The organism is Photobacterium ganghwense (genome assembly GCF_017329545.1).
Taxonomy (GTDB): Bacteria; Pseudomonadota; Gammaproteobacteria; order Enterobacterales; family Vibrionaceae; genus Photobacterium; species Photobacterium ganghwense.
In genome coordinates this window covers 194,696-216,583 of the sequence record NZ_CP071325.1, presented here as the reverse complement: position 1 = coordinate 216,583, position 21,888 = coordinate 194,696, and the positions used below count along the sequence as shown (strand labels likewise).

Annotated in this window: 18 protein-coding genes; 10 read left to right on the top strand and 8 right to left on the bottom strand. The window is 55.8% G+C overall.

The annotated features are described in order from the left end of the window. Positions 1-37: 37 nt before the first annotated feature. Positions 38-826: an acetylglutamate kinase gene (argB, locus tag FH974_RS01020; protein WP_047887168.1), complete on the bottom strand. Its 789-nt coding sequence runs from the start codon at positions 824-826 to the stop codon at positions 38-40. Between the two features lie 10 nt (positions 827-836). Then, entirely contained in the window at positions 837-1,850 is a 1,014-nt protein-coding gene (gene argC, locus FH974_RS01015) for an N-acetyl-gamma-glutamyl-phosphate reductase (RefSeq protein ID WP_047887169.1), read from the bottom strand. Between the two features lie 602 nt (positions 1,851-2,452). Here argC and ppc point away from each other — a divergent pair. Next, positions 2,453-5,083 carry a phosphoenolpyruvate carboxylase gene (ppc, locus tag FH974_RS01010; RefSeq protein ID WP_207103440.1) on the top strand — a complete coding sequence of 877 codons (2,631 nt, stop codon included), beginning with the start codon at positions 2,453-2,455 and terminating at the stop codon, positions 5,081-5,083. A gap of 389 nt (positions 5,084-5,472) precedes the next feature. Beyond that, positions 5,473-6,036 (top strand): PadR family transcriptional regulator, encoded by a 564-nt coding sequence (locus FH974_RS01005; RefSeq protein ID WP_047887171.1) that lies wholly within the window; start codon positions 5,473-5,475, stop codon positions 6,034-6,036. 148 nt (positions 6,037-6,184) lie between these two features. On the opposite strand, the gene metF is transcribed toward FH974_RS01005, so the two are convergent. The 3 genes from metF to FH974_RS00990 all read right to left on the bottom strand — a co-directional run bounded on the left by metF (position 6,185) and on the right by FH974_RS00990 (position 10,998). Next, entirely contained in the window at positions 6,185-7,078 is an 894-nt protein-coding gene (gene metF, locus FH974_RS01000; RefSeq protein ID WP_047887172.1) for a methylenetetrahydrofolate reductase, read from the bottom strand. A gap of 330 nt (positions 7,079-7,408) precedes the next feature. After that, positions 7,409-9,832, bottom strand: coding sequence for a bifunctional aspartate kinase/homoserine dehydrogenase II (locus FH974_RS00995; protein ID WP_047887173.1), 2,424 nt, complete (start codon positions 9,830-9,832; stop codon positions 7,409-7,411). Further along, positions 9,829-10,998, bottom strand: a complete 1,170-nt coding sequence (locus FH974_RS00990; protein WP_207103439.1) for an O-succinylhomoserine (thiol)-lyase — start codon at positions 10,996-10,998, stop codon at positions 9,829-9,831. The genes FH974_RS00995 and FH974_RS00990 overlap by 4 nt, the downstream gene beginning before the upstream one ends. A 177-nt stretch (positions 10,999-11,175) precedes the next feature. Between FH974_RS00990 and metJ the strand changes: the two genes are divergently transcribed. Continuing rightward, positions 11,176-11,493 carry a met regulon transcriptional regulator MetJ gene (gene metJ, locus FH974_RS00985; protein ID WP_047887175.1) on the top strand — a complete coding sequence of 106 codons (318 nt, stop codon included), beginning with the start codon at positions 11,176-11,178 and terminating at the stop codon, positions 11,491-11,493. 97 nt (positions 11,494-11,590) lie between these two features. Here the strand turns inward: metJ and FH974_RS00980 are convergent, their stop codons facing one another. Together FH974_RS00980 and rpmE are read right to left on the bottom strand one after the other, a co-directional pair. Beyond that, the gene (locus FH974_RS00980) at positions 11,591-12,841 is read right to left on the bottom strand and encodes a malic enzyme-like NAD(P)-binding protein (protein WP_047887176.1); all 1,251 of its coding nucleotides are present in this window, start codon (positions 12,839-12,841) and stop codon (positions 11,591-11,593) included. 291 nt (positions 12,842-13,132) lie between these two features. Continuing rightward, positions 13,133-13,348, bottom strand: a complete 216-nt coding sequence (gene rpmE / locus FH974_RS00975; protein WP_084712681.1) for a 50S ribosomal protein L31 — start codon at positions 13,346-13,348, stop codon at positions 13,133-13,135. Positions 13,349-13,582: 234 nt separating this feature from the next. Between rpmE and priA the strand changes: the two genes are divergently transcribed. From priA to rraA, 7 genes are all read left to right on the top strand, one after another. Next, positions 13,583-15,784 carry a primosomal protein N' gene (priA, locus tag FH974_RS00970; RefSeq protein ID WP_047887178.1) on the top strand — a complete coding sequence of 734 codons (2,202 nt, stop codon included), beginning with the start codon at positions 13,583-13,585 and terminating at the stop codon, positions 15,782-15,784. Between the two features lie 169 nt (positions 15,785-15,953). Beyond that, entirely contained in the window at positions 15,954-16,961 is a 1,008-nt protein-coding gene (cytR, locus tag FH974_RS00965; protein WP_047887179.1) for a DNA-binding transcriptional regulator CytR, read from the top strand. Between the two features lie 155 nt (positions 16,962-17,116). Beyond that, positions 17,117-17,773 (top strand): SPOR domain-containing protein, encoded by a 657-nt coding sequence (locus tag FH974_RS00960; protein ID WP_047887180.1) that lies wholly within the window; start codon positions 17,117-17,119, stop codon positions 17,771-17,773. A gap of 196 nt (positions 17,774-17,969) precedes the next feature. Continuing rightward, positions 17,970-18,497, top strand: a complete 528-nt coding sequence (hslV, locus tag FH974_RS00955; protein WP_047887181.1) for an ATP-dependent protease subunit HslV — start codon at positions 17,970-17,972, stop codon at positions 18,495-18,497. Positions 18,498-18,508: 11 nt separating this feature from the next. Next, entirely contained in the window at positions 18,509-19,840 is a 1,332-nt protein-coding gene (hslU, locus tag FH974_RS00950; protein ID WP_047887182.1) for an HslU--HslV peptidase ATPase subunit, read from the top strand. A 140-nt stretch (positions 19,841-19,980) separates the two neighbouring features. Beyond that, a complete protein-coding gene (locus FH974_RS00945; protein WP_047887183.1) occupies positions 19,981-20,892 on the top strand; it encodes a 1,4-dihydroxy-2-naphthoate polyprenyltransferase in 912 nt (303 codons plus the stop codon). Positions 20,893-21,021: 129 nt separating this feature from the next. Next, on the top strand, positions 21,022-21,507 hold the full coding sequence (rraA, locus tag FH974_RS00940; protein WP_047887184.1) for a ribonuclease E activity regulator RraA: 486 nt from the start codon (positions 21,022-21,024) through the stop codon (positions 21,505-21,507). A gap of 111 nt (positions 21,508-21,618) precedes the next feature. Here the strand turns inward: rraA and zapB are convergent, their stop codons facing one another. Then, complete coding sequence (zapB, locus tag FH974_RS00935) at positions 21,619-21,861, bottom strand: cell division protein ZapB (protein WP_047887185.1); 243 nt, start codon at positions 21,859-21,861, stop codon at positions 21,619-21,621. Positions 21,862-21,888 lie beyond the last annotated feature (27 nt).

Below are 21,888 nucleotides of genomic sequence, written 5' to 3'. Positions count from 1 at the left end.
GGGTATTGAAAAAATCCGTGTCTAAAGAAAGGTCAGGCTATGCCGCCTGAGGCGTAAATTTGGTGCCGATACTCTGGCCGTCAAACAGGGCCGCCAGCTTATCTGGGTAACGCCAGGTCGCGATTTCAATCGGCCGCCCCAGCGCATTGGCCGCCTCAAACGCGGCCCGGACTTTGACAATCATGCCGTCGGTGATCACCGCCTGGGCAATCAGGGCTTCCGCTTCCTTCTCAGTCAACTTGCTGATTAAGCGACCCTTGCCGTCCAGTACCCCGCTGACGTCAGACAGCAGCACCAGCTCAGCATCAAGTGCTGCAGCCACCGCCACCGCGGCCTGATCCGCGTTGACATTCATCAGCAGTCCCTGGCTGTCGAGCCCGATCGAACTGATGATAGGTACGTAACCGGCCGCCAGCATGGTGTGAATCAGCTGGCTGTTGCCCGGTGCCGCCTTACCGACAGCCCCCAACTCAGGATCCAGCTCAGTCACCTGACACAGGCCGCCGTCAGCCAGGCTCAGGCCCACTGCCGCGACACCGCATTTCAGCGCCTGTCCCTGCAGCAGCTTGTTTGCCGTTCCGGCCAGCGCGCCGGCGATATACGGAATATGCTCAACCGGTGTGACCCGCAGCCCTTCCTTCTTCACGGTTGGTAACTGCAGCTTGGTCATCAGGTCATCAACCAGTGACCCGCCACCGTGTACCAGCACCAGCGGGCGCTGTGCCTTTACCTGATACTGGCTGATAGCCCCAAACAACTTTTCCAGGGTCTCAGCACAAGACAGCACTGCCCCGCCGAGTTTGATCACCAAAGGAACCTGATTCATGCCAACTCTCCTAAACCAATGCCGTCAATTGCGGAAAACCATTACGAATATTTATGCACTGCATCGCTTGCGACGATGCACCTTTCAGCAAATTATCGATTGCTGATGTTAAAATGATGTGTTCTTGCTGTATCTTCCAGCCAATATCGCAGAAGCAGGTATTCACAACATTCTGCAGTTTGGCCGCCTGCTCACCGAGCAAACGCACTGCATGCGGGTCTGCCGATGTCGGGTAAGCGTTCTGCATCGCGTCGGCTACGTGCGCCGCTGTCACCCCTGGTGCCAGCTTGGCCGTAATAGTGGCCAGGATCCCGCGCTTAAAGTTGCCCAGATGCGGCGTGAAGATCACGTCCTGTCCCAGGTGACTGGCAATTTCCGGCTGGTGCCGGTGGGAGAAAATCCCGTAGGCCTGCAGGCTGACTTCGCAAAAGCTGTTAGTCATGCTGGCTTTGCGTCCAGCCCCGGACACACCGCTAACCGCATTGATCACCGGCAGCATGGAGCCGTCCAGCAGACCTTGTTCAATCAATGGCTTTAACGCCAGTTGCGACGCTGTCGGATAACAACCCGGTACCGCAATCAGCTGAGCCTGCGCAATAGCGGCGCCATTCCATTCGGCCAAGCCGTACACCGCATGATCCAGCCACTGCGGGTGTTGATGACTGAAACCGTAATACTGAGGATAAAAATCATCACCCTGCACCCGGAATGCACCGGACAGATCAAACACCTGACAACCGGCGGCCAGGAAAACCGGCGCCAAGTCGTGGCTGACTTCATGGGCTGTTGCCAGCAGGACAATGTCCGCCTGAGTCGCAATTTCTGCCGGATCCGTCAGAGGCTGCAGTGGCATATCAACAATGCCTTTCAACTGGCCATGCAGTTCACTGATTGGTTTGTGGGCATCTACGCTGTTCGCCGAGACATACAAACCCGCGAGTGCCAGATGAGGATGCACGTGCACCATTTTTGCCAGTTCTGCGCCGGTATAGCCGCTGGCACCAATAATCAGGGTGTTCAACATAGTTAATCCGTTTGTGATGATGTATATCGGGTCGATGTGCAGACGGGCTGCCACCTAGATAGAGGGGTGCACGGTATGGCACCAAGCGATGAGACTTAGCGTCGTCGGAGGGAATTCAGATTGTGAAGGCTCGCTTGGCTCATGTTAACAACTTCCTACTTAACTGGGCTGAAAGTGGCTGCTTCAGTACGTTGTCCGTGAAAAAATACAAATGGAATTTGTATTCATTTATTTTGCATTTGTATGTTTACCTATAATTCCCTACTCTGTCAACCGCTGAAAGAAAAAAAGTCTGTTTTCGAGGGGATATTCAGGCAGGAGCGCAAAGCCACCAGCTTTTCGCTTCAGCAGATCGCTCTGTCGTAATGACAAGGTGGACAGATAAACCACAGATCGTATAAGCAGCACGCGTTCTTTGTGCTCAATTACGGCATTTTTTTGGAAATTTGTTACAAAACAGGTCGCATAGCATGACAAATATCAAAGCAGTGTTGCTTTATTACCGGTAAATACAATCCGTGTTGACCTTAAAGTGGGATCACAGCTAGATTGTCCTCATACAGGATGAATTGGATGTAATTAATTTACGAGATGGATGCGATATGAACGAAAAGTACAGCGCGCTGCGTAGCAATGTCAGTATGCTTGGCCACATGCTGGGCACCACCATTAAAGATGCGCACGGTGAAGAGTTGCTCGACAAAGTCGAGGCCATTCGAAAACTGTCTAAATCTGCCCGCGCAGGAAATCAGGATGATCGCGCCAAGCTGATCGAAGAGCTGCAAAACCTGCCTGACGATGAGCTGCTCCCGGTTGCCCGCGCCTTCAGCCAGTTCCTGAACCTGACCAATATTGCCGAGCAGTACCACACGGTCTCCCGTCACTGCGAGGAATATGTCAGCACACCGGACGCCCTGGAAGGCCTGTTTGCCAAACTCAGCAACCAGGACATTTCTCAGTTTGACACCATTCAGGCGGTACGAGATCTCAACATCGATCTGGTACTGACCGCACACCCGACTGAAATTGCCCGACGCACCATGATTCACAAACTGGTGCAAATCAACAACTGCCTGTCCAAGCTGGAACTGAGCGAGCTCTCGCCTCGTGAGCGCCAGCGGGTTGAGCGTCGCCTGGAGCAGCTGATTGCTCAGGCCTGGCACTCAGATGTCATCCGCCAGCAGCGTCCGACTCCGCTTGATGAGGCCAAATGGGGCTTTGCCGTGGTCGAAAACTCCCTGTGGCAGGCCGTACCCGAGTTTCTGCGCCAATTCGACGAAAAGCTGACCGAGCAATTTGGCGAAGGGCTACCGATTGATGCCGCCCCGGTGACTTTTTCCTCCTGGATGGGGGGAGACCGCGACGGTAACCCATTTGTGACCTCCGACGTGACCCGTGAAGTCCTGCTGCTGTCGCGCTGGAAAGCCGCCGATCTGTATCTGCAGGATATCCAGGAGCTGGTCAGCGAGCTGTCGATGGTCAAATGCAATGACGCGGTCCGCGCCCTGGCCGGTGAGGAGCACGAACCGTACCGTGCCATCCTCAAAGATCTGCGCACCCGCCTGACCAACACCCGTGACGTACTCGATGCCCGGATTAAAGGGCAGGATGTACCGAGCACCGGTATCATCGACCATGTCGATCAACTGTGGATCCCGCTGCACGCCTGTTACCAGTCGCTGCACGAATGTGGCATGGGCATTATTGCCGACGGCCTGCTGCTGGATGTGCTGCGCCGCATTAAATGTTTCGGTGTCCACCTGGTACGGCTTGATATCCGTCAAGAAAGTACCCGTCACAGCAACGTGATTTCCGAGCTGACCCGCTATCTGGGTCTGGGTGATTACGATCAGTGGAACGAGCAGGATAAGATCGCCTTCCTGGTGCGCGAGCTGTCGTCCAAGCGCCCGCTCCTGCCACGCGACTGGGAGCCGTCCGCTGAAGTTCGCGAAGTCATCGAGACCTGCAAAGCGATTGCCGAACAACCGCGCGAAGCGCTGGGGGCCTATGTAATTTCCATGGCCCGTACCGCCTCTGATGTCCTGGCCGTGCACCTGCTGCTGCAGGAAGCCGGTTGCCGCTTCCGGATGGATGTCTGCCCGCTGTTCGAAACCCTCGACGACCTTAACAACGCCGAAGCCGTGATCAAGCAACTGATGCACATCGACTGGTATCGCGGCTTTATCCAGAATCACCAGATGGTGATGATTGGCTATTCAGACTCAGCAAAAGACGCCGGGGTAATGGCCGCGGGCTGGGCGCAGTACCGCGCAATGGAAGCACTGGTGGCCGTGTGTGATGAAGCCGGTGTCGACCTGACCCTGTTCCACGGTCGCGGCGGCTCTCTCGGCCGGGGCGGCGCACCGGCACATGCCGCCCTGCTGTCCCAGCCGCCGCGCAGCCTGAAAGGCGGCCTGCGAGTAACGGAGCAGGGAGAAATGATTCGCTTTAAACTCGGCCTGCCGGAAGTGGCGATCAACAGCCTGAGCCTGTACGCCAGTGCAATCCTGGAAGCCAACCTGCTGCCGCCACCGGAGCCGAAACAGAACTGGCGCCAGGTGATGGATATGCTGTCGGACGTCTCCTGCGAGGCATACCGTGCCGTGGTGCGCGGTACACCGGATTTTGTGCCTTACTTCCGCGCCGCCACTCCGGAACTGGAGCTGGGTAAACTGCCGCTGGGCTCCCGTCCGGCGAAACGTAACCCGCAAGGCGGCGTCGAGAGCCTGCGCGCCATCCCATGGATTTTCGCCTGGAGCCAGAACCGCCTGCTGCTACCCGCCTGGCTGGGTGCCGGTGAAGCCATCCAGCACGCCATCGACCAAGGCCACGCACCTCAGCTGGAGGAAATGTGCCGCGAATGGCCGTTCTTCTCCACCCGTCTTGGTATGCTGGAAATGGTGTTCACCAAAACCAATATCGGCATTGCGGAATACTACGACCAGCGTCTGACCGACAAGTCACTGTGGCCATTGGGTCAGAAACTGCGCGGGCAGCTGCAAAGTGATATTAAAGCGGTGCTGAATGTGGAAAACAGCGCCCACCTGATGGAGCAGAACCCGTGGGGGGCCGAGTCTATCCGCCTGCGTAACATCTACGTGGAACCGCTGAACATGTTGCAGGCTGAGCTGCTGTACCGGACCCGTCAGCAGGACGGCGGTTCACCAATGCTGGAAGAAGCCTTGATGATTACCATCGCCGGCATCGCAACCGGGATGCGTAACACCGGTTAATGCCCCTGAAGATCCAAAAAAGGCCACAGTCATGTGGCCTTTTCTTTTTGCTCTTCCCGTCAATCTGCCCAGTGACTCATCTTTGAGACAAGTCCTGTGATCGCACATCAGCTAATGTTTATGCAGTGAACACAGGTGAAGCAAAACCGTGTGCAGTGCATTTTTACTCTTAACCTTGTCAATATGTAGACAATCGTCACAAGACTCACAATTGGTTGCATCTTTATTTTGCGATATCACGCTCTGATGTCGAAATGTCGTCAATTGATGTGTATGCTACGTGATCCCGATCAGGCACTGCAACAACACGATTATAAATACGCCATAGAGCGAAGGGTAAAAGGTCTGATTGGTTTTATCTTTTTGTTGTATTTTAACGGATAGAAGAGATGTCACTACCACACGTTATTTTGACCGTGCTGAGCAACCGCGACGCAACGGGCTACGATATTACTAAAGAGTTTTCCAACAGTATCGGCTATTTCTGGAAAGCCAGCCACCAGCAGGTTTACCGTGAGCTGAACAAGATGGCCGGCAACGATCAGGTCACTTGCAAGCTTGAACCTCAGGAAGGCAAACCGGACCGTAAGGTGTACTCGATCACGGATCTGGGTCGCCAGGCGCTGTTCGAGTGGTTCCAGGAGCCGGCACGTAACCCAACCATTCGCGATGAGTTTTCTGCGAAACTGGTGGTATGCAGTGTGCACAACTCTGAGCCGATGCAGCGTCAGCTGGAAGGCCTGATTGAAGAATCACACACGCTGCTGAACCACTATGCCGAGCTGGAAAAAGTCCATTTCGCCGATTACAAAAACATGGATCGCCAGTCCCGTCTTGACCGACTGACACTGCGCCGTGCTATCCATAATCGTCAGGCATGGATCGACTGGGCAGAAGAGGTACTGGTCGAGCTGAAAGACATGGATGCCCCTAACAGCCCGGTAGCCCTGTAAGCTCATACGATATCGCGCGAAAGCCGCCCGACGGCAGCCCGCCACAAACACAAGCCGCTGCACATGCAGCGGCTTTTTTTATGCTTATCTGGCTGGTTACCCGCCCCGGACAACGCCAGTGGCGAACGGTCAGCCATGTGGTGTCACATCAGGCCGTTTCCGCCCGCACACCCAGAGTATGGCAAATGGCGTAGGTCAGCTCTGCACGGTTCAGGGTGTAGAAGTGGAAATCTTTTACCCCTTCGCGGCTCAGGACACGCACCATGTCAATTGCATTGCTCGCCCCAACCATCTGGCGGCTGAGCAGATCATCATCCAGCCCTTCGTACTGCTTCTCCAGCCAGCCCGGAATTTTCACATTATTGGTGCTGGCAAAGCGCTTGGCCTGCTTCATGTTCGACACCGGCAGAATGCCCGGGACAATCTCTACATCAATCCCTGCCGCCACACAGCGGTCGCGAAAACGCAGGTAGCTTTCCACATCGAAGAAGAACTGAGTGATCGCCCGGCTTGCTCCGGCATCCACTTTACGCTTGAGGTTAATCAGATCGGCCTGTGCGCTTTTGGCTTCCGGATGTACTTCCGGGTAAGCCGCCACTGAGATATCGAAATCTGCTTCCGCGCGCAGCAGTTCCACCAGATCCACCGCATACATATCCGGCTTGATGCCTTTCTCCGGCAGATCACCCCGCAGAGCGACAATATGGCGAATACCGTTGTTCCAGTAATCGCGGGCGATGGTCCGCAGTTCATCGCGGCTGGCATCAATGCAGGTCAGGTGAGGCGCTGCAATGAGGCCGGTCTGATCTTTAATGTCTTTGATGATGGAGTGTGTCCGGTCCCGCTCGCCGGAGTTAGCCCCGTAGGTCACTGACACAAACTTCGGTTTCAGGGTTTTCAGGCGATGAATGGATTGCCACAAGGTTTGCTCCATTTGCTCGCTGCTCGGCGGGAAAAACTCAAAAGACACATTGATGTTGCCATTCAGGTCAGCAATATTCTGGTTTAGTGCATCCAAGTGGCCTGCGTAAGAATATCCCATAATCCAATCCTTCCTCTTTCGGCCCCTTGGCCTTCCCTTAACCGTAACGTCCTGAAATATCCATTTAGACGTCTATATGTCTACAGAATGTCTTGTAACCAATTTAATGTCAACACGATGATCATGAATATTTCTCAACTGATAATTGCAGGATCTTCAAGCAGGCCAAAAACGCAAAAAAGCCCGCATTTGCGGGCTTTTCCGGTTATTTTCGCGATCGATAGCACACGTTACTGCCATTGATTAAATTGTCAGTGAATCGCACCAAGTGCAACCTGACAAGCAGCATGATCCGCATAACCTGTCTCGGTCGCACTTTCTCCCGCTCACCTAAAGCATAGTCGCCATCCGGTTGATATCCGACAGCAGCGCCCCGGCCGTGACGTCACGACCGGCCCCCGGCCCCCGGATCACCAGCGGGTTATCACGGTACCAGCGGCTTTCGATAGCAAAGATGTTGTCGCACGGCAGCAGGTTAGCCAACGCATGCTCCCGAGAAAGCGCTTCGACCCCGACCACGGCCTTACCGTGGCGATCCAGCCGGGCGATATAGCGTAATACCTTGTCTTCCTTCTGCGCCTTACTGAGTCGTTCCGCCAGGATGTTATCCAGTACCGCAGCCTGTTCAAAGAATCCGTCCAGACTAAGCTCAGCCAGAGCTTCCGGCACCAGAGTTTCCACCCTGACCTGCTCCGGCTCCAGTACCAACCCAGACTCCCGGGCCAGGATCACCAGCTTGCGCATCACATCACTACCGTCAAGGTCACTGCGTGGATCCGGCTCGGTCAGCCCCTGCTGCCACGCCTGCTCCACCAGCTGAGAAAACGGCACGGAACCGTCATACTGCTGGAACAGCCAGGACAGCGTTCCGGAGAAAATCCCCGACAGGGCAATAATGGTGTCGCCGCTGTCACACAGGTCTCGAACGGTGTGGTTCACCGGCAAGCCGGCACCAACGGTGGCGTTGTAAAGCCAGAAACGGCTGCTTTTGGCAAAGGCATCCTGTACCGCGTGATACTGCTCGCCGGAAGCCGACCCGGCGACCTTGTTGGCCGAAATCAGGTGAAAGCCCGCCTCGGCAACGGCCGGATAGCGCGCTGCCAACTCGCTGCTGGCTGTTACATCCAGCACAATCACATCATCGTAAGGGTGGCTGGCCAGCACACTCAGCCATTCGCCAGACGCGGCAGATTCCACCGCTTCATCCTCATAGGCCGTCAGCGCCTGTTCGGGGTTAATTCCGCGGGTATCAATCCAGTAGCGGCGGCTGTCCACCACCCCAATCAGGGTAAATGACATCCCGTGCCGCTTTTCCAGCGCCACCTTCTCCCGGGCAAACAACTCCAGCCAGCGGCTGCCAATATTGCCCTTGCCGCACAGCACCAGACCAATCTGTTTCTGCGCCTGGAACAAATGCTGGTGAATCTGCTGGATCAAACGGTCGAGGTCAGTCTGGCGCAACACGCCCACCAAACTCAGGCCAGACTCCGACTCGGCAATAAATTCCACCGGCTGGCGCTTGAGCTGCTGATAGAAGCCGTAACAGTGCACGGCATTGTTCACCACTCCGGCCCCCACCACCGCCACCATCGAGAATCCATCCCGCAGCTTGATTTCCGCCGCAATGCCGCTGTCCTGCAGCAATGCCAGAACGCTGCCGACCACTTCGGTGGTGTACGCCAGCTGAATGCGCCCTTTATCGGCTTCGACACTGCGGGCTAGCGGCAACAACTGGGCACGCTGAAGCAACCGGTCGACCTCCGCCAGCACCGGCTCCAGGGTTTGTGAGCGCGGGACCGACAACGCAATCACACAGACGTCATCCAGTGACGTCACGATTTTAGCGCCACGTCCGGAGGCCAGCACCCGCTCAACCCGGGTTGAACCGGATTCCGGCTGATGGCTGCAACGCAGGGTCAGATCAATGGCACTCTGCGCCACCGGTTGCAGAGTCCGGCTGTGCAGTACCGGGGCTGCCAGCCGCGCCAGTTCGCTGGCTTCATCGAGCCGCAGCAGCGGCAGCAGACAGGCATCCCCGACTTTACGTGGATCGGCACTGTACACCCCAGCGACGTCGCTCCAGATCGTCACCCGCTGGACTTCAGCCAGTGCGCCAATCACGGTAGCGGAATAATCCGAGCCGTTACGCCCGAGCAGCACAGTTTCCCCGGCGCCGTTACGCGCCATAAACCCGGTGATCACCACCCGCTTATGCTGATGCTGCGCCAGTTGCGCCTTGAGCAGCGGCCATGACTGGGCCCTGTCGACCTCCGGCTGTGCCGAGCGTTCTGTGCGCAGGAACAGGCGAGAGTCCAGGTTCACGGCAGGCAGCCCCTGCTGACTCAGCAGCGCGGCCATCAGCCGGGCCGACCAGAGCTCACCGTGCCCTTGAACCCAGGCTGACTGCGCTTCACTGAGCGGCAACTGCTCCCCGACACGGGCGATCTCGCCCAGCTCCAGATGCAGCTGAGTCAGCAGCTCATCTGCCAACTCACCGCTGAGCAGGTTTTCAATCAGTTGTTGCTGGAACTGACGCAAAGCCTGCAGGGCTTCGTGGGCCTGACGGCCGTCTTTGCCAAGCAAGGTCAGCCACTCGATTAAATTATTTGTGGTTTTTCCTGCCGCAGACACCACCACCAGATCGGTGTCACCGGAGTATTCCCGTAGAATCTCGACGACCCGGCGATAACAGTCCGGATCGGCCAGGCTACTGCCGCCAAACTTGTGCAATTGCCTCGGATTGCCTGCACTCATGCTGCCACCTCCGCCGCTTTCTGGAAGGCCTGCGCCAAATCTGCAATCAAATCTGCCGGGTCTTCCAGCCCCACAGACAACCGCAACAATGACGGCTTCAGCCCGGCCGCAGCCTGCGCTTCATCCGACATGGCGCGGTGGGTCATGCTGGCCGGATGGCAAATCAGACTCTCCGTCCCGCCGAGAGACTCCGCCAGCGAGAAGCAGGTTAGCTCACGGACAAAGGTTTCCAGCTGTGCTTGAGAGCCTGCGATCTCAAAACTCAGCATAGCGCCAAATCCTTTCTGCTGCTGGAGGGCAATCTCATGCCCCGGGTGCGACGGCTGGCTAGGATGATAAATCTGTCCGACCAATGGCTGGGTTTGCAGAAATGCCAGAATCTGCGCGCTGTTTTCCTCATGCATCCGCATCCGTGGAGCCAACGTGCGCAGACCGCGCAGCGTCAGGTACGCATCAAACGGTGCGCCGGTAGCGCCGATACAGTTGGCCCACCATGCCAGGTGCTCCGCCTGCTCTTCTGATTTGGCGACCAGCACCCCGCCCAGCACATCAGAATGGCCGTTGATGTATTTGGTGGTGGAGTGCACAACAAAATTGGCGCCCAGCGCCAAGGGTTGCTGCAAGATAGGTGACAGGAAGGTGTTATCGACCGCGACCAGCGCCCCGACTTTGTCGGCAGCGGCGCACAGCTCGGCAATATCCACGATCCGCAGTAGCGGGTTGGACGGCGTTTCCACCCACACCAGCTTAGGTTTCAGTGCCAGCGCCTCAGCCACCGCCTGCGGGTTGGTCTGATCCACGAAGCGGACCTGAAAATCGCCCTTTTCCGCCCGGGTATTGAACAAGCGGTAGGTCCCGCCATAGCAGTCATGCGGTGCCACAACCAAATCGCCCGGTCCCAGCAAGGCCGACACCAGCAAGTTAATCGCCGCAGTCCCGCAGTTCGTCACAATGGCACCGGCTCCGCCCTCTAGCTCCGCCAGTACTTCTGCCAGCATATTGCGGGTTGGATTTCCGGAACGCGAATAGTCATACTGAGGCAGTTCGCCCAACTGGGGGAAACCATAGGTGGACGTCAGATAGATGGGTGGCACCACGGCATTAAACTGGGTGTCGGACTCAATGCCGGTTCGAACCGCGACGGTGGCAAGCTTCTTGTCACTCATAGTTACTTTCCTTGTTGGGCGATTGCAGCTGAATAAACTTTACGCATCAACATAGCGGCTATCACAAAGGACGTCAACACTTCTAGACGTCCATATGTCTTTGCTTATGGCAGTAAATCCCGCTAAAATCCGTCTTAGTTCTATTACTTCAATTTAAAATCGCTGAGAAGGTTAAAAATGGCAGAGTGGAATGGCGAATACATCAGTCCATACGCGGAACACGGTAAGAAAAACGAACAAGTAAAGAAAATTACAGTTTCGATCCCACTGAAGGTTCTGAAAATCCTGACCGATGAACGTACCCGTCGCCAGGTTAATAACTTACGTCATGCGACCAACAGTGAACTGCTGTGCGAAGCCTTCCTGCATGCCTACACCGGCCAGCCGTTGCCGACCGATGATGACATCCGTAAAGATCGCCCGGATGACCTGCCAGCGGAAGCCAAGGCCATCATGGATGAGAAAGGGATCAAGTACGAAGATATCAACGAGTAACCGTGCCCTCGCGGCGCCCACTCGCGACTGATTCCCCTGGCAGCAGCCATAAAAAAACCAGCCCTCAGGCTGGTTTTTTCGTTTCAGGCAGATGGACTTACTTGTCTTCCATGTAACCCACTGGCATCGCGATCTGTGCCACGCCGGAGTCAATTGCCGCCTGAGCCACCGCTTTCGCAACGCGCGGCAGCAGACGTGGATCCATTGGTTTTGGAATGATGTACTCAGAACCGAACTCCAGTGACTGAGCACCCGCCGCTGCCACCACTTCCGCCGGTACCGGCTCTTTCGCCAGTTCACGAATCGCGTGTACTGCCGCCAGTTTCATCTCATCGTTGATTTCGCTGGCACGTACGTCCAGTGCACCACGGAAGATGAACGGGAAACAAATCACGTTGTTCACCTGGTTCGGGTAGTCAGAACGGCCTGTACCCATGATCAGGTCATCACGTACTGCGTGCGCCAGCTCCGGTTTGATTTCCGGATCCGGGTTTGAACACGCAAAGACCACCGGCTTGTCAGCCATCAGTTTCAGTGCTTCAGGAGCCAGTAGATCCGGACCCGATACGCCCACAAAGATATCTGCGCCGTCAATCACGTCTTCCAGCGTACGCTTGTCAGTGTTGTTGGCAAACAGTTGTTTGTATTCGTTAATGTCATCACGACGAGTGTGGATCACGCCCTTGCGGTCGAGCATGTAGATCTTCTCACGCTGTGCGCCACACTTAATCAGCAGTTCCATACATGCTACCGCAGCAGCACCGGCACCCAGACAGACAATCACCACCTCGCTGATGTCTTTGCCCTGCAGTTCCAGCGCATTCAGCATACCGGCTGCAGTAACAATAGCGGTACCGTGCTGATCATCGTGGAAAACCGGTACGTTACAACGCTCAATCAGGCGTTTTTCGATTTCAAAACAGTCTGGGGCTTTAATGTCTTCTAGGTTGATACCACCGAAGGTGTCAGCAATGTTGGCTACGGTATCAACGAACTCGTCGATAGTACGGTGTTTCACTTCGATATCGATGGAGTCCAGGCCAGCAAAACGCTTGAACAGCAGCGCTTTCCCTTCCATTACTGGCTTAGACGCCAGGGGACCCAGGTTACCCAGACCCAGAATGGCCGTACCGTTAGTAATAACAGCAACCATGTTGCCTTTGCCGGTGTACTTGTAAACATTCTCAGCATTCTGGGCAATTTCACGTACTGGCTCAGCAACGCCTGGGCTGTAAGCCAGCGCCAGATCTTCAACAGTGTTCGCTGGTTTACTCAGCTCAACAGAAATTTTGCCGGGAACAGGGTACGCGTGGTAATGGAGGGCTTGTTGGCGAAAATCTTCAGACATAATGTTCAGGATCCTGAATAATAATAATGTTCAGTTCGTTGGAAACGCTAAATCATATGCGATAGCAGCAGAAAATCCTAGCACCGAACATCTGGTCGAGCCAAGGATTCCTGAGCGGATTAGTCAGGTTTGTTGTGAGCTATGATCCGTATCCGTAAAAATGGGTAATTTCTGTGTCACTACAGGGAAGGAAACGCTAACAGAATGTGACTGTTACAGGCTCAGGAAGGATCAATGGGTATAAAAAAGGGGATGCCGAAGCATCCCCTTTTTTCGAAATTCAACGTGCAATTACTTGCTAGACAGAGCGCCAAAACGCTTGTTGAATTTGTCGATACGGCCACCAGTGCTCACTTGACGCTGTTTACCAGTGTAGAATGGGTGACACTTGTCGCATACGTCCAGGTTCAGAGCGTCTTTACCTAGAGTAGAGTTGAATACGAAAGTGTTGCCGCAAGAACATTTAGCGTTCACAGCTGTGTATTCTGGGTGAATACCTTGTTTCATGGGATAACCTCAAACATTTAAGGCCGTGTCGCTCTCCCGATCCTAAGCCGGGCACCACACGTCGTTAATAACAAACAGCGTATAGGTATGGCCAATACGCCAAATTCAGGCCGCGTATAGTAATCAATCACGCCCTCCAAATCAACAGATACGCTCCTTTTTTCACCGCTTTGCCGCACCCGTGTTAGCAGGGTACACTTCTCTATCTTAGTACATGCTGATTTGCGGTTGATTATGACGCCCAACATTGCCCGAGTGGCCCTTCCTGTCCCCCTCGATAAACAGTTTGATTACCTGATCAAACCCGGTCAGACACCGGTGGTCGGCGGGCGGGTCAAAGTGCCGTTCGGACGCCAGCATCTGGTGGGTATCGTCATGGCGATCAGCACGGAATCGGAGTGGCCGGTCGACCAACTCAAACCACTGAACAGCGTGCTGGATGGCGAGCCCCTGTGGCCGTCATCGCTGTTTAACCTGCTCTGCTGGGCCAGCCGGTACTACCAGTACCCACTCGGCGACACCCTCGCCAACGCCATGCCGACTCTGCTGCGTAAAGGCCGCGAAGCGTCCCCGGCCAGCCTGAAAGTCTGGCAACTGACTCCGGCCGGTTATGATCAGCCCCTCAGTGCGCTGACACGGGCTCCGCGTCAGGTACAGGTCCTCAATGCCCTGCGCCAAGGCGAGGTCAGCCATGATGCTTTGCTCGCCGAGGACATCTCCGCGGCGACCCTGAAAACACTGAGCGAAAAAGGCTGGATCTTCGCATCGGAACAGCAACCGGCTGCGGCCGACTGGGCAGCGCATTTCGCCGTGACGGAAGAAAAACCCAAGCTCAATGAGGAGCAGGCACTGGCGATCGCGTCGGTGAACGCCAATCCCGATTTTGCCTGCTACCTGCTGGAAGGGGTCACCGGCTCAGGCAAAACCGAGGTCTACCTGAATCTGCTCGAACCGGTCCTGGCGGCCGGGAAACAGGCCCTGATCCTGGTCCCGGAAATCGGCCTGACCCCGCAGACCATTAACCGCTTCAAGCGACGTTTCAATGTTCCGCTGGAAACGATCCACTCCGGCCTGAACGACACCGAGCGCCTGTCGGCGTGGCTGGCCGGACGGGATAACCAGGCCGGGATCATTATCGGCACCCGCTCTGCCCTGTTCACGCCGTTTGCCAACCTCGGCATCATTATTGTCGACGAAGAGCACGACGCCTCGTACAAGCAGCAGGACAGCCTGCGCTATCACGCCCGCGATCTGGCGGTGATGCGGGCCAGCCAGGGCAACATCCCCATTATTCTGGGCTCGGCAACACCGGCCCTTGAGACCCTGCACAACGCCAAAAGCGGGAAATACCACCATCTTCACCTGACCCGCCGGGCCGGACACGCTCAGTCAGCCCGACACGGGGTGCTGGACGTTAAGGGACTGTATCTCGAAGCCGGGCTGTCAGCTCCGCTGATCGCCCAGATGCGCAAACACCTCACGGCCGGCAATCAGGTCATGCTGTTTCTCAACCGGCGCGGCTATGCCCCGGCGGTCATGTGCCATGAGTGTGGCTGGCTGGCGGAATGTAAACGCTGCGACGCCTACTACACCTATCACCAGCAAAGCGGCGAATTGCGCTGCCACCACTGTGCCACCCAGCGCCCGGTGATGCCGCAGTGCGGCAATTGTGGCTCGACCCAGTTGCATGCGGTCGGGGTCGGTACCGAGCAGCTCGAGCAACAACTGGCCACCCTGTTTCCCGACTACAAAACCGTGCGGATTGACCGAGACAGTACCCGCCGTAAAGGCAGCCTGGAAAATTACCTGGAAGCCATCCGCCGCAACGAATACCAGATTTTGATTGGCACCCAGATGCTGGCAAAAGGCCACCACTTTCCGGACGTCACCCTGGTCGCCCTGATTGACGTTGACAGTGCCCTGTTCAGTAACGATTTTCGGGCCAGCGAGCGGTTGGCCCAACTGTTTATCCAGGTCGCCGGACGCGCCGGGCGGGCCAGCAAGCCGGGCGAAGTGATCCTGCAAACCCACCACCCGGAACACGCCCTGCTGCAGGCGCTGCTGTACAAAGGCTATGACCAGTTTGCCACCAGTGCCCTACAAGAGCGCAAACAGGCCTGGCTGCCGCCTTATACCTATCTGGCCCTGCTGCGCGCAGAAGCCCATGAGAATCATCAGGTCGAGCAGTTCCTGCAACAGATCCGGGGAATCTTTGAAGCCAGCCCGGTCTTTAACCAAGATACCCAGGTCATGGGCCCTAACCCGGCTCCGTTGGCTCGCCGGGCCGGGCGCTATCGCTGGCAACTGCTGATCCAGGCCCCCAGCCGAAAGGCCCTGCAGCAACTGCTATCCCTGGCCAAACCGGCGATTGGACTGTTGCCGCTGAGCAAGAAGATCCGCTGGTCGATCGATGTGGAACCTCAGGATTTAACTTAAAATGAACAATGCGACTCACGTCACATGCTGGATGAAATTAATGGTGTTTTAAGCATGTTTAATCCCCGGCAGACAGCCTACAATAACAGGCTCGCTGGTACAGGTATCAGCCCTGTTTGGCCATGATCCTCCAGCATGAGAGAGAAAAATAATAGAGAGGAACCCTAATATGGCGACAATGAAGGATGTTGCCCAGCTCGCCGGTGTGTCTACAGCCACGGTGTCCCGTGCCCTGATGAACCCGGAAAAAGTGTCAGCCTCAACAAGAAAAAAGGTTGAACAGGCTGTCATGGACGCTGGCTATTCACCCAATTCACTGGCTAGGAATTTACGTCGCAACGAATCAAAAACCATCGTTACCATTGTCCCGGATATCTGTGACCCATATTTCACGGAAATTATTCGCGGGATTGAAGAAGCGGCGATGGAACACGGTTACCTGGTGCTGCTGGGCGACAGCGGACAGCAGAAAACCCGGGAAAATTCATTTGTTAATCTGGTCTTTACCAAACAAGCTGACGGGATGCTGCTACTCGGCACGGATCTGCCGTTTGATGTCAGTAAACCGGAACAGAAAAACCTGCCGCCAATGGTGATGGCCTGCGAATTTGCCCCTGAGCTGGAGCTGCCAACTGTCCATATCGATAACCTGACCGCTGCGTTTGAAGCGGTGAACTACTTAACCCAGATGGGCCATAAGCGTATCGCTCAGATCGCCGGACCGGATTCTGCCGCTTTGTGTCAGTTCCGTAATCAGGGTTACCAGCAGGCCATGCGCCGTGCTGGAGTGGAGCTGAACCCGGCCTACACCGTCAAGAGCGATTTCACCTTTGCCGGTGGCGCCCGTGCGGTAACAGCCCTGCTGTCGATGCCGGAGCCTCCGACCGCTCTGCTGTGCCACAATGATGTGATGGCCATTGGTGCCATGCAGCAAGCCAAACGTCTCGGTTTCCGGGTTCCGCAGGATCTGTCAATTGTCGGTTTCGATGATATTCAGTTTGCGGAATACTGCGATCCACCTCTGACGACGGTGTCCCAGCCTCGCTATGAAATCGGCCGTCAGTCCATGCTGATGCTGCTGGATATTCTCAAAGGCAAAGACATCGCCTCCGGCTCCCGCCTGCTGGATGCCAAACTGGTGATTCGCGAGAGCGCCGCCCCACCAGCGAACGCCTGATCGCTGTCAATATGAGCTTATGTTTTGCACATAAGCTCACAAAACTTCTGCGCCTGGCTGTAAGGCTTCGAATCATAACGCGTTCAGGGTCTGGTCAGTTATGGCGCAAGTTTGTAACATAGGCCCATTGTCCATCCGAATAAACCAGCAGCATCGTGGCTACAAAAGATTACGTTAAACGCGGTCGTGCCCCCAAGAAACCGGCACGAAACAGTCGCAAAGCCCCGCCAAGTAGCGGGTTTCCAGTGAAGTGGGCCACCATTGCCCTGATTTTGGTGGCCGGGTTGGGCTATGGACTTTATTTCCTGTCGACCTCCCCAGCCCCCGCGCATTCTCAGGCAACCCAGCAGACGCCGCCTCCGGCCCCGTCTAAGCCCAAACCGCCTGAACCAAAGCCGACACCAAAACCGGAAGTAAAACCTGAAGTAAAACCGATCACCAAACCGGTAGTGCAGCCCAAACCGACTCCGGAGGCCAAAACGCTGCCGCCGAAGCCGGAAGAAAAATGGCGCTACATTGAAGAACTGGAAAATAAAGAAATACAGGTCGAAGCGAAGAAAGAGCAGGTCCCGACCCGCCCTTATCTGATGCAGTGTGGTGCTTACCGCAGCCAAAGTCAGGCCGAAGAGCGCAAAGCGATGATCGCGTTCCAGGGGCTGACTAGCCAGATAAAGATCAGTCAGGGTGAAAAAGGTACCTGGTACCGCGTGATTCTGGGGCCGTATCCGCAAAAGCGTAAAGCCGAGAGCGATCGCAACCAGCTGCGCCGGGTCGGCATCGAGCCGTGTGCCATCTGGTTCTGGGAGTCCTGAGCACTAGGCTCAGTGTCTCCGGCCAGCCGTTTTTCCCTGCTTGTATCAGGTTTGCCCTGTGCGGCAGAACATGCACAGAAAAAGGATGCCCCGGCATCCTTTTCTTTTTCCGCCCTTGAAACCACCGTCCCCCACCCCCAGATCGTCAGGTATACCCAAACCGGCAGCAGCCGGAAAGACTCAAAGAGGTAACACCGTGACAACTATCGTATCTGTTCGTCGAAACGGTAAAGTCGTTATCGCCGGTGATGGCCAGGTTTCCCTGGGCAACACAGTTATGAAAGGTAACGCTCGCAAAGTGCGCCGTTTATATAACAACAAAGTGCTTGCAGGTTTTGCAGGCGGCACAGCGGATGCCTTCACTCTATTCGAACGTTTCGAGCGTAAGCTGGAAATGCACCAGGGCCACCTGCAAAAAGCGGCGGTGGAACTGGCTAAAGACTGGCGGACAGATCGTATGCTGCGCCGCCTGGAAGCCCTATTGGCGGTAGCCGATGAAACCGGCTCACTGATCATCACCGGTAACGGTGACGTGGTTCAGCCTGAGCACGACCTGATTGCCATTGGCTCAGGCGGTAACTTTGCCCAGGCCGCGGCCATTGCGCTGCTGGAAAACACCGATTTGGGCGCCCGCGAAATTGCCGAGAAGGCCCTGAACATTGCGGGTGACATCTGTGTGTTCACCAACCATTTCCACACCATCGAAGAGCTCGACACAAAATAAGGGAAGCGGCCATGTCTGAAATGACTCCTCGCGAAATCGTCCATGAACTTGACCGCCACATCATCGGTCAGGACAAAGCCAAGCGTGCAGTTGCGATCGCGCTGCGTAACCGCTGGCGTCGTATGCAGCTGCCGGAAGAGCTGCGCGTTGAAGTAACCCCGAAAAATATCCTGATGATCGGTCCGACGGGTGTGGGTAAAACAGAAATTGCCCGCCGCCTGGCCAAGCTGGCTAACGCGCCGTTTATCAAAGTAGAAGCCACCAAGTTCACCGAAGTCGGCTACGTCGGCAAAGAAGTCGAAACCATTATCCGTGATCTGACGGATGTGGCGGTCAAAATGACCCACCAGCAGGCGATGGAAAAAGTACGTTTCCGCGCTGAAGAGCTGGCCGAAGACCGCATTCTGGATGTGCTGCTGCCACCGGCCCGTGACGCCTGGGGCCAGAACGAGTCCAGCGACAACAACTCTGCCACCCGCCAGTCTTTCCGTAAAAAACTGCGTGAAGGCAAGCTGGATGACAAAGAGATCGAAATCGATGTCGCTGCGCCGCAAATGGGCGTAGAGATCATGGCCCCTCCTGGTATGGAAGAGATGACCAACCAGCTGCAGGGCATGTTCCAGAACCTGGCCGGCAACACCACCAAAAAGCGTAAGATGAAAATCAAGGACGCGATGAAGGCGGTAACAGAAGATGAGGCCTCCAAGCTGGTTAACCATGACGAGCTGAAAGATCAGGCCATCTTTGCGGTGGAAAACCACGGTATCGTGTTCCTGGATGAAATCGACAAGATTTGTAAGCGCGGTGAAACGTCAGGTCCTGATGTGTCTCGCGAAGGGGTCCAGCGTGACCTGCTGCCACTGGTTGAAGGCAGCACGGTCTCAACCAAGCACGGCATGGTTCGTACCGACCACATCCTGTTCATCGCCTCAGGCGCGTTCCAGGTTGCCAAACCGTCAGATTTGATCCCAGAGCTGCAAGGCCGTCTGCCAATTCGCGTTGAGCTGGAAGCCCTGACCAGCCATGACTTCAAGCGCATCCTGACTGAGCCGAATGCCTCGCTGACCGAGCAGTACAAAGCCCTGATGGCGACCGAATCCGTGAACATTGAGTTCGATGAAAGCGGGATCAGCAAGCTGGCTGAAGCGGCCTGGCAGGTTAACGAGCGTACCGAGAACATCGGTGCCCGTCGCCTGCACACCGTGATGGAGCGCCTGATGGAAGAGCTGTCTTTCGATGCGACTGAAAGAAACGGTGAGAAAGTGTTGATTGACGATGCTTACGTCACAGCCCGTCTGGGTGAACTGGTCGATGATGAAGATCTGAGCCGTTTCATCCTGTAAGTTTCTTCCGGCTGATTCTGCAAACGGTGCCATAAGGCACCGTTTTTTTGTTTTTAAACAAACAATCTCCCGATAAAGTTGCCCATAATCACAGTTCAGCCATAATGGATCACTCACCGGTTGATTGACGAAAGCTCACTATGAAATCATCTTCACTCGCAATCTGGCTGGACGCTTGCCGGCCAAAAACGCTGCCTCTGGCCGTCGCCTCTATCGTCTGTGGCAGTGCCGTGGCGGGCTGGCAAGGCAGCTTCTCTGCCCTTATCGCCGGTCTTGCTCTGCTGACAGCGCTGCTGTTGCAGATCCTCTCGAACCTTGCCAACGACTACGGCGATGCCGTTAAAGGCACCGACAACGAGCAACGCCTGGGGCCACAGCGTGCTATCCAGTCTGGGCTGGTTACCCCTGCCGCGATGCGCAAAGCCATGCTGCTGAATATCGGCCTGACCATTGCCAGCGGCCTGAGCCTGATCGCGATCGCGACCGATAACCTACAGGACATGTTCGGCTTTATGCTGCTCGGGCTGATGGCGATCGCCGCGTCTATCGCCTACACCGTCGGCAACAAGCCGTACGGCTATCGCGGCCTTGGCGATCTTTCCGTCCTGATGTTCTTTGGCTGGCTGGGCGTGGCCGGAACCTATTATCTGCAGGCAGGACAGATTGACTCCATCATCATGCTGCCGGCAACCGCTTGTGGCTTATTGGCCGTGGGCGTGCTCAATATCAATAACCTGCGCGATATCGACAACGACCGGGCCTGTGGCAAGCTGACTCTGGCGGTTCGAATGGGGCCGGAATGGGGCCGTAAATACCACCTGTTTCTGCTGGTCGGCAGCGTGCTGTGTCTGGCGCTGTTTGCCGCCCTGGAAATCCATTCGCCGTACGGCTGGCTGTTTATCCTGAGTGCGCCGTTGCTGTTTAAGCATGGTAAACAGGTACTGACCGCCGCTGACGGGGCGGCACTTCGCCCGATGATGGCAACCATGGTGAAGTGCGCTTTGCTGACCAACTTGCTGTTTGCCGCCGGTGTGGTCCTCGCGGCCGTGTGATTTCCTGGTATAACCGCTGGCGGTCTTGTATCTTGACCAGCTAACTGATTATACTTTCAACAAATTATGCCTGGTTGCCCGCAGGCAACCCGGCGACCCTTTTCATTTGCCACAAGAAGAAGCGCGCCCATGGAATACAATACGTCCGAACTCTGCGACATCTACCTCGACAAGGTCGACGTTGTCGAACCTATGTTCAGTTCATATGGCGGCCGTAGCTCGTTTGGCGGCCAGATCACCACGATCAAGTGTTTCGAGGACTGCGGTCTGATCCGCACGGTGCTGGAAGAACCTGGCGCAGGCCGGGTGCTGCTGATTGATGGCGGCGGCTCACTGCGCCGCGCCCTGGTGGATGCGGAACTGGCACAGCTGGCTGCCGGCAACGAATGGGAAGGGTTAATCGTGTATGGCTGCGTCCGCCATGTGGATGACCTGGATGAACTCGACATCGGCATTCAGGCGATGGCGTCTATCCCGGTCGGTGCCGACGAACAAGGCATCGGTGAAGTGGATGTGGCGGTCAATTTCGGCGGCGTCACCTTCCTGCCGGAAGATCACATCTACGCGGACAACACCGGGGTCATCCTGTCACCGGAACCTCTGGACATCGAATAACCCGCGGCAATGCTGCTGGTACAGATGCCTTACTAACAAAAACAGAGCCCAACGGCTCTGTTTTTGATCGGGCGCTTCCCCCGCCAGCGGCGGAAGCGAATTCCGGATCGATTACTCGACGTGTTCCATTTTGCCCAGCAGTGCGCGTACGCGCTCTTGCCACGCCTGGTGATCATCACGCAACTTGTGGTTTTCCTGCTCCAGATCTTCACGACCTGAGCGCAGTGCCTGTGCTTCGTTAGCCAGGCTATCATTTTGTTCTTTTAGTTCTTCAATTTCCATTTGTAGCAGAGAAATTGTATCAACAGCCATCTGAACTTTGGCTTCCAGCTTTTCCAACATTTCTAGAGACATTTTTTCCACCTGTCTTCAGCCTATCGG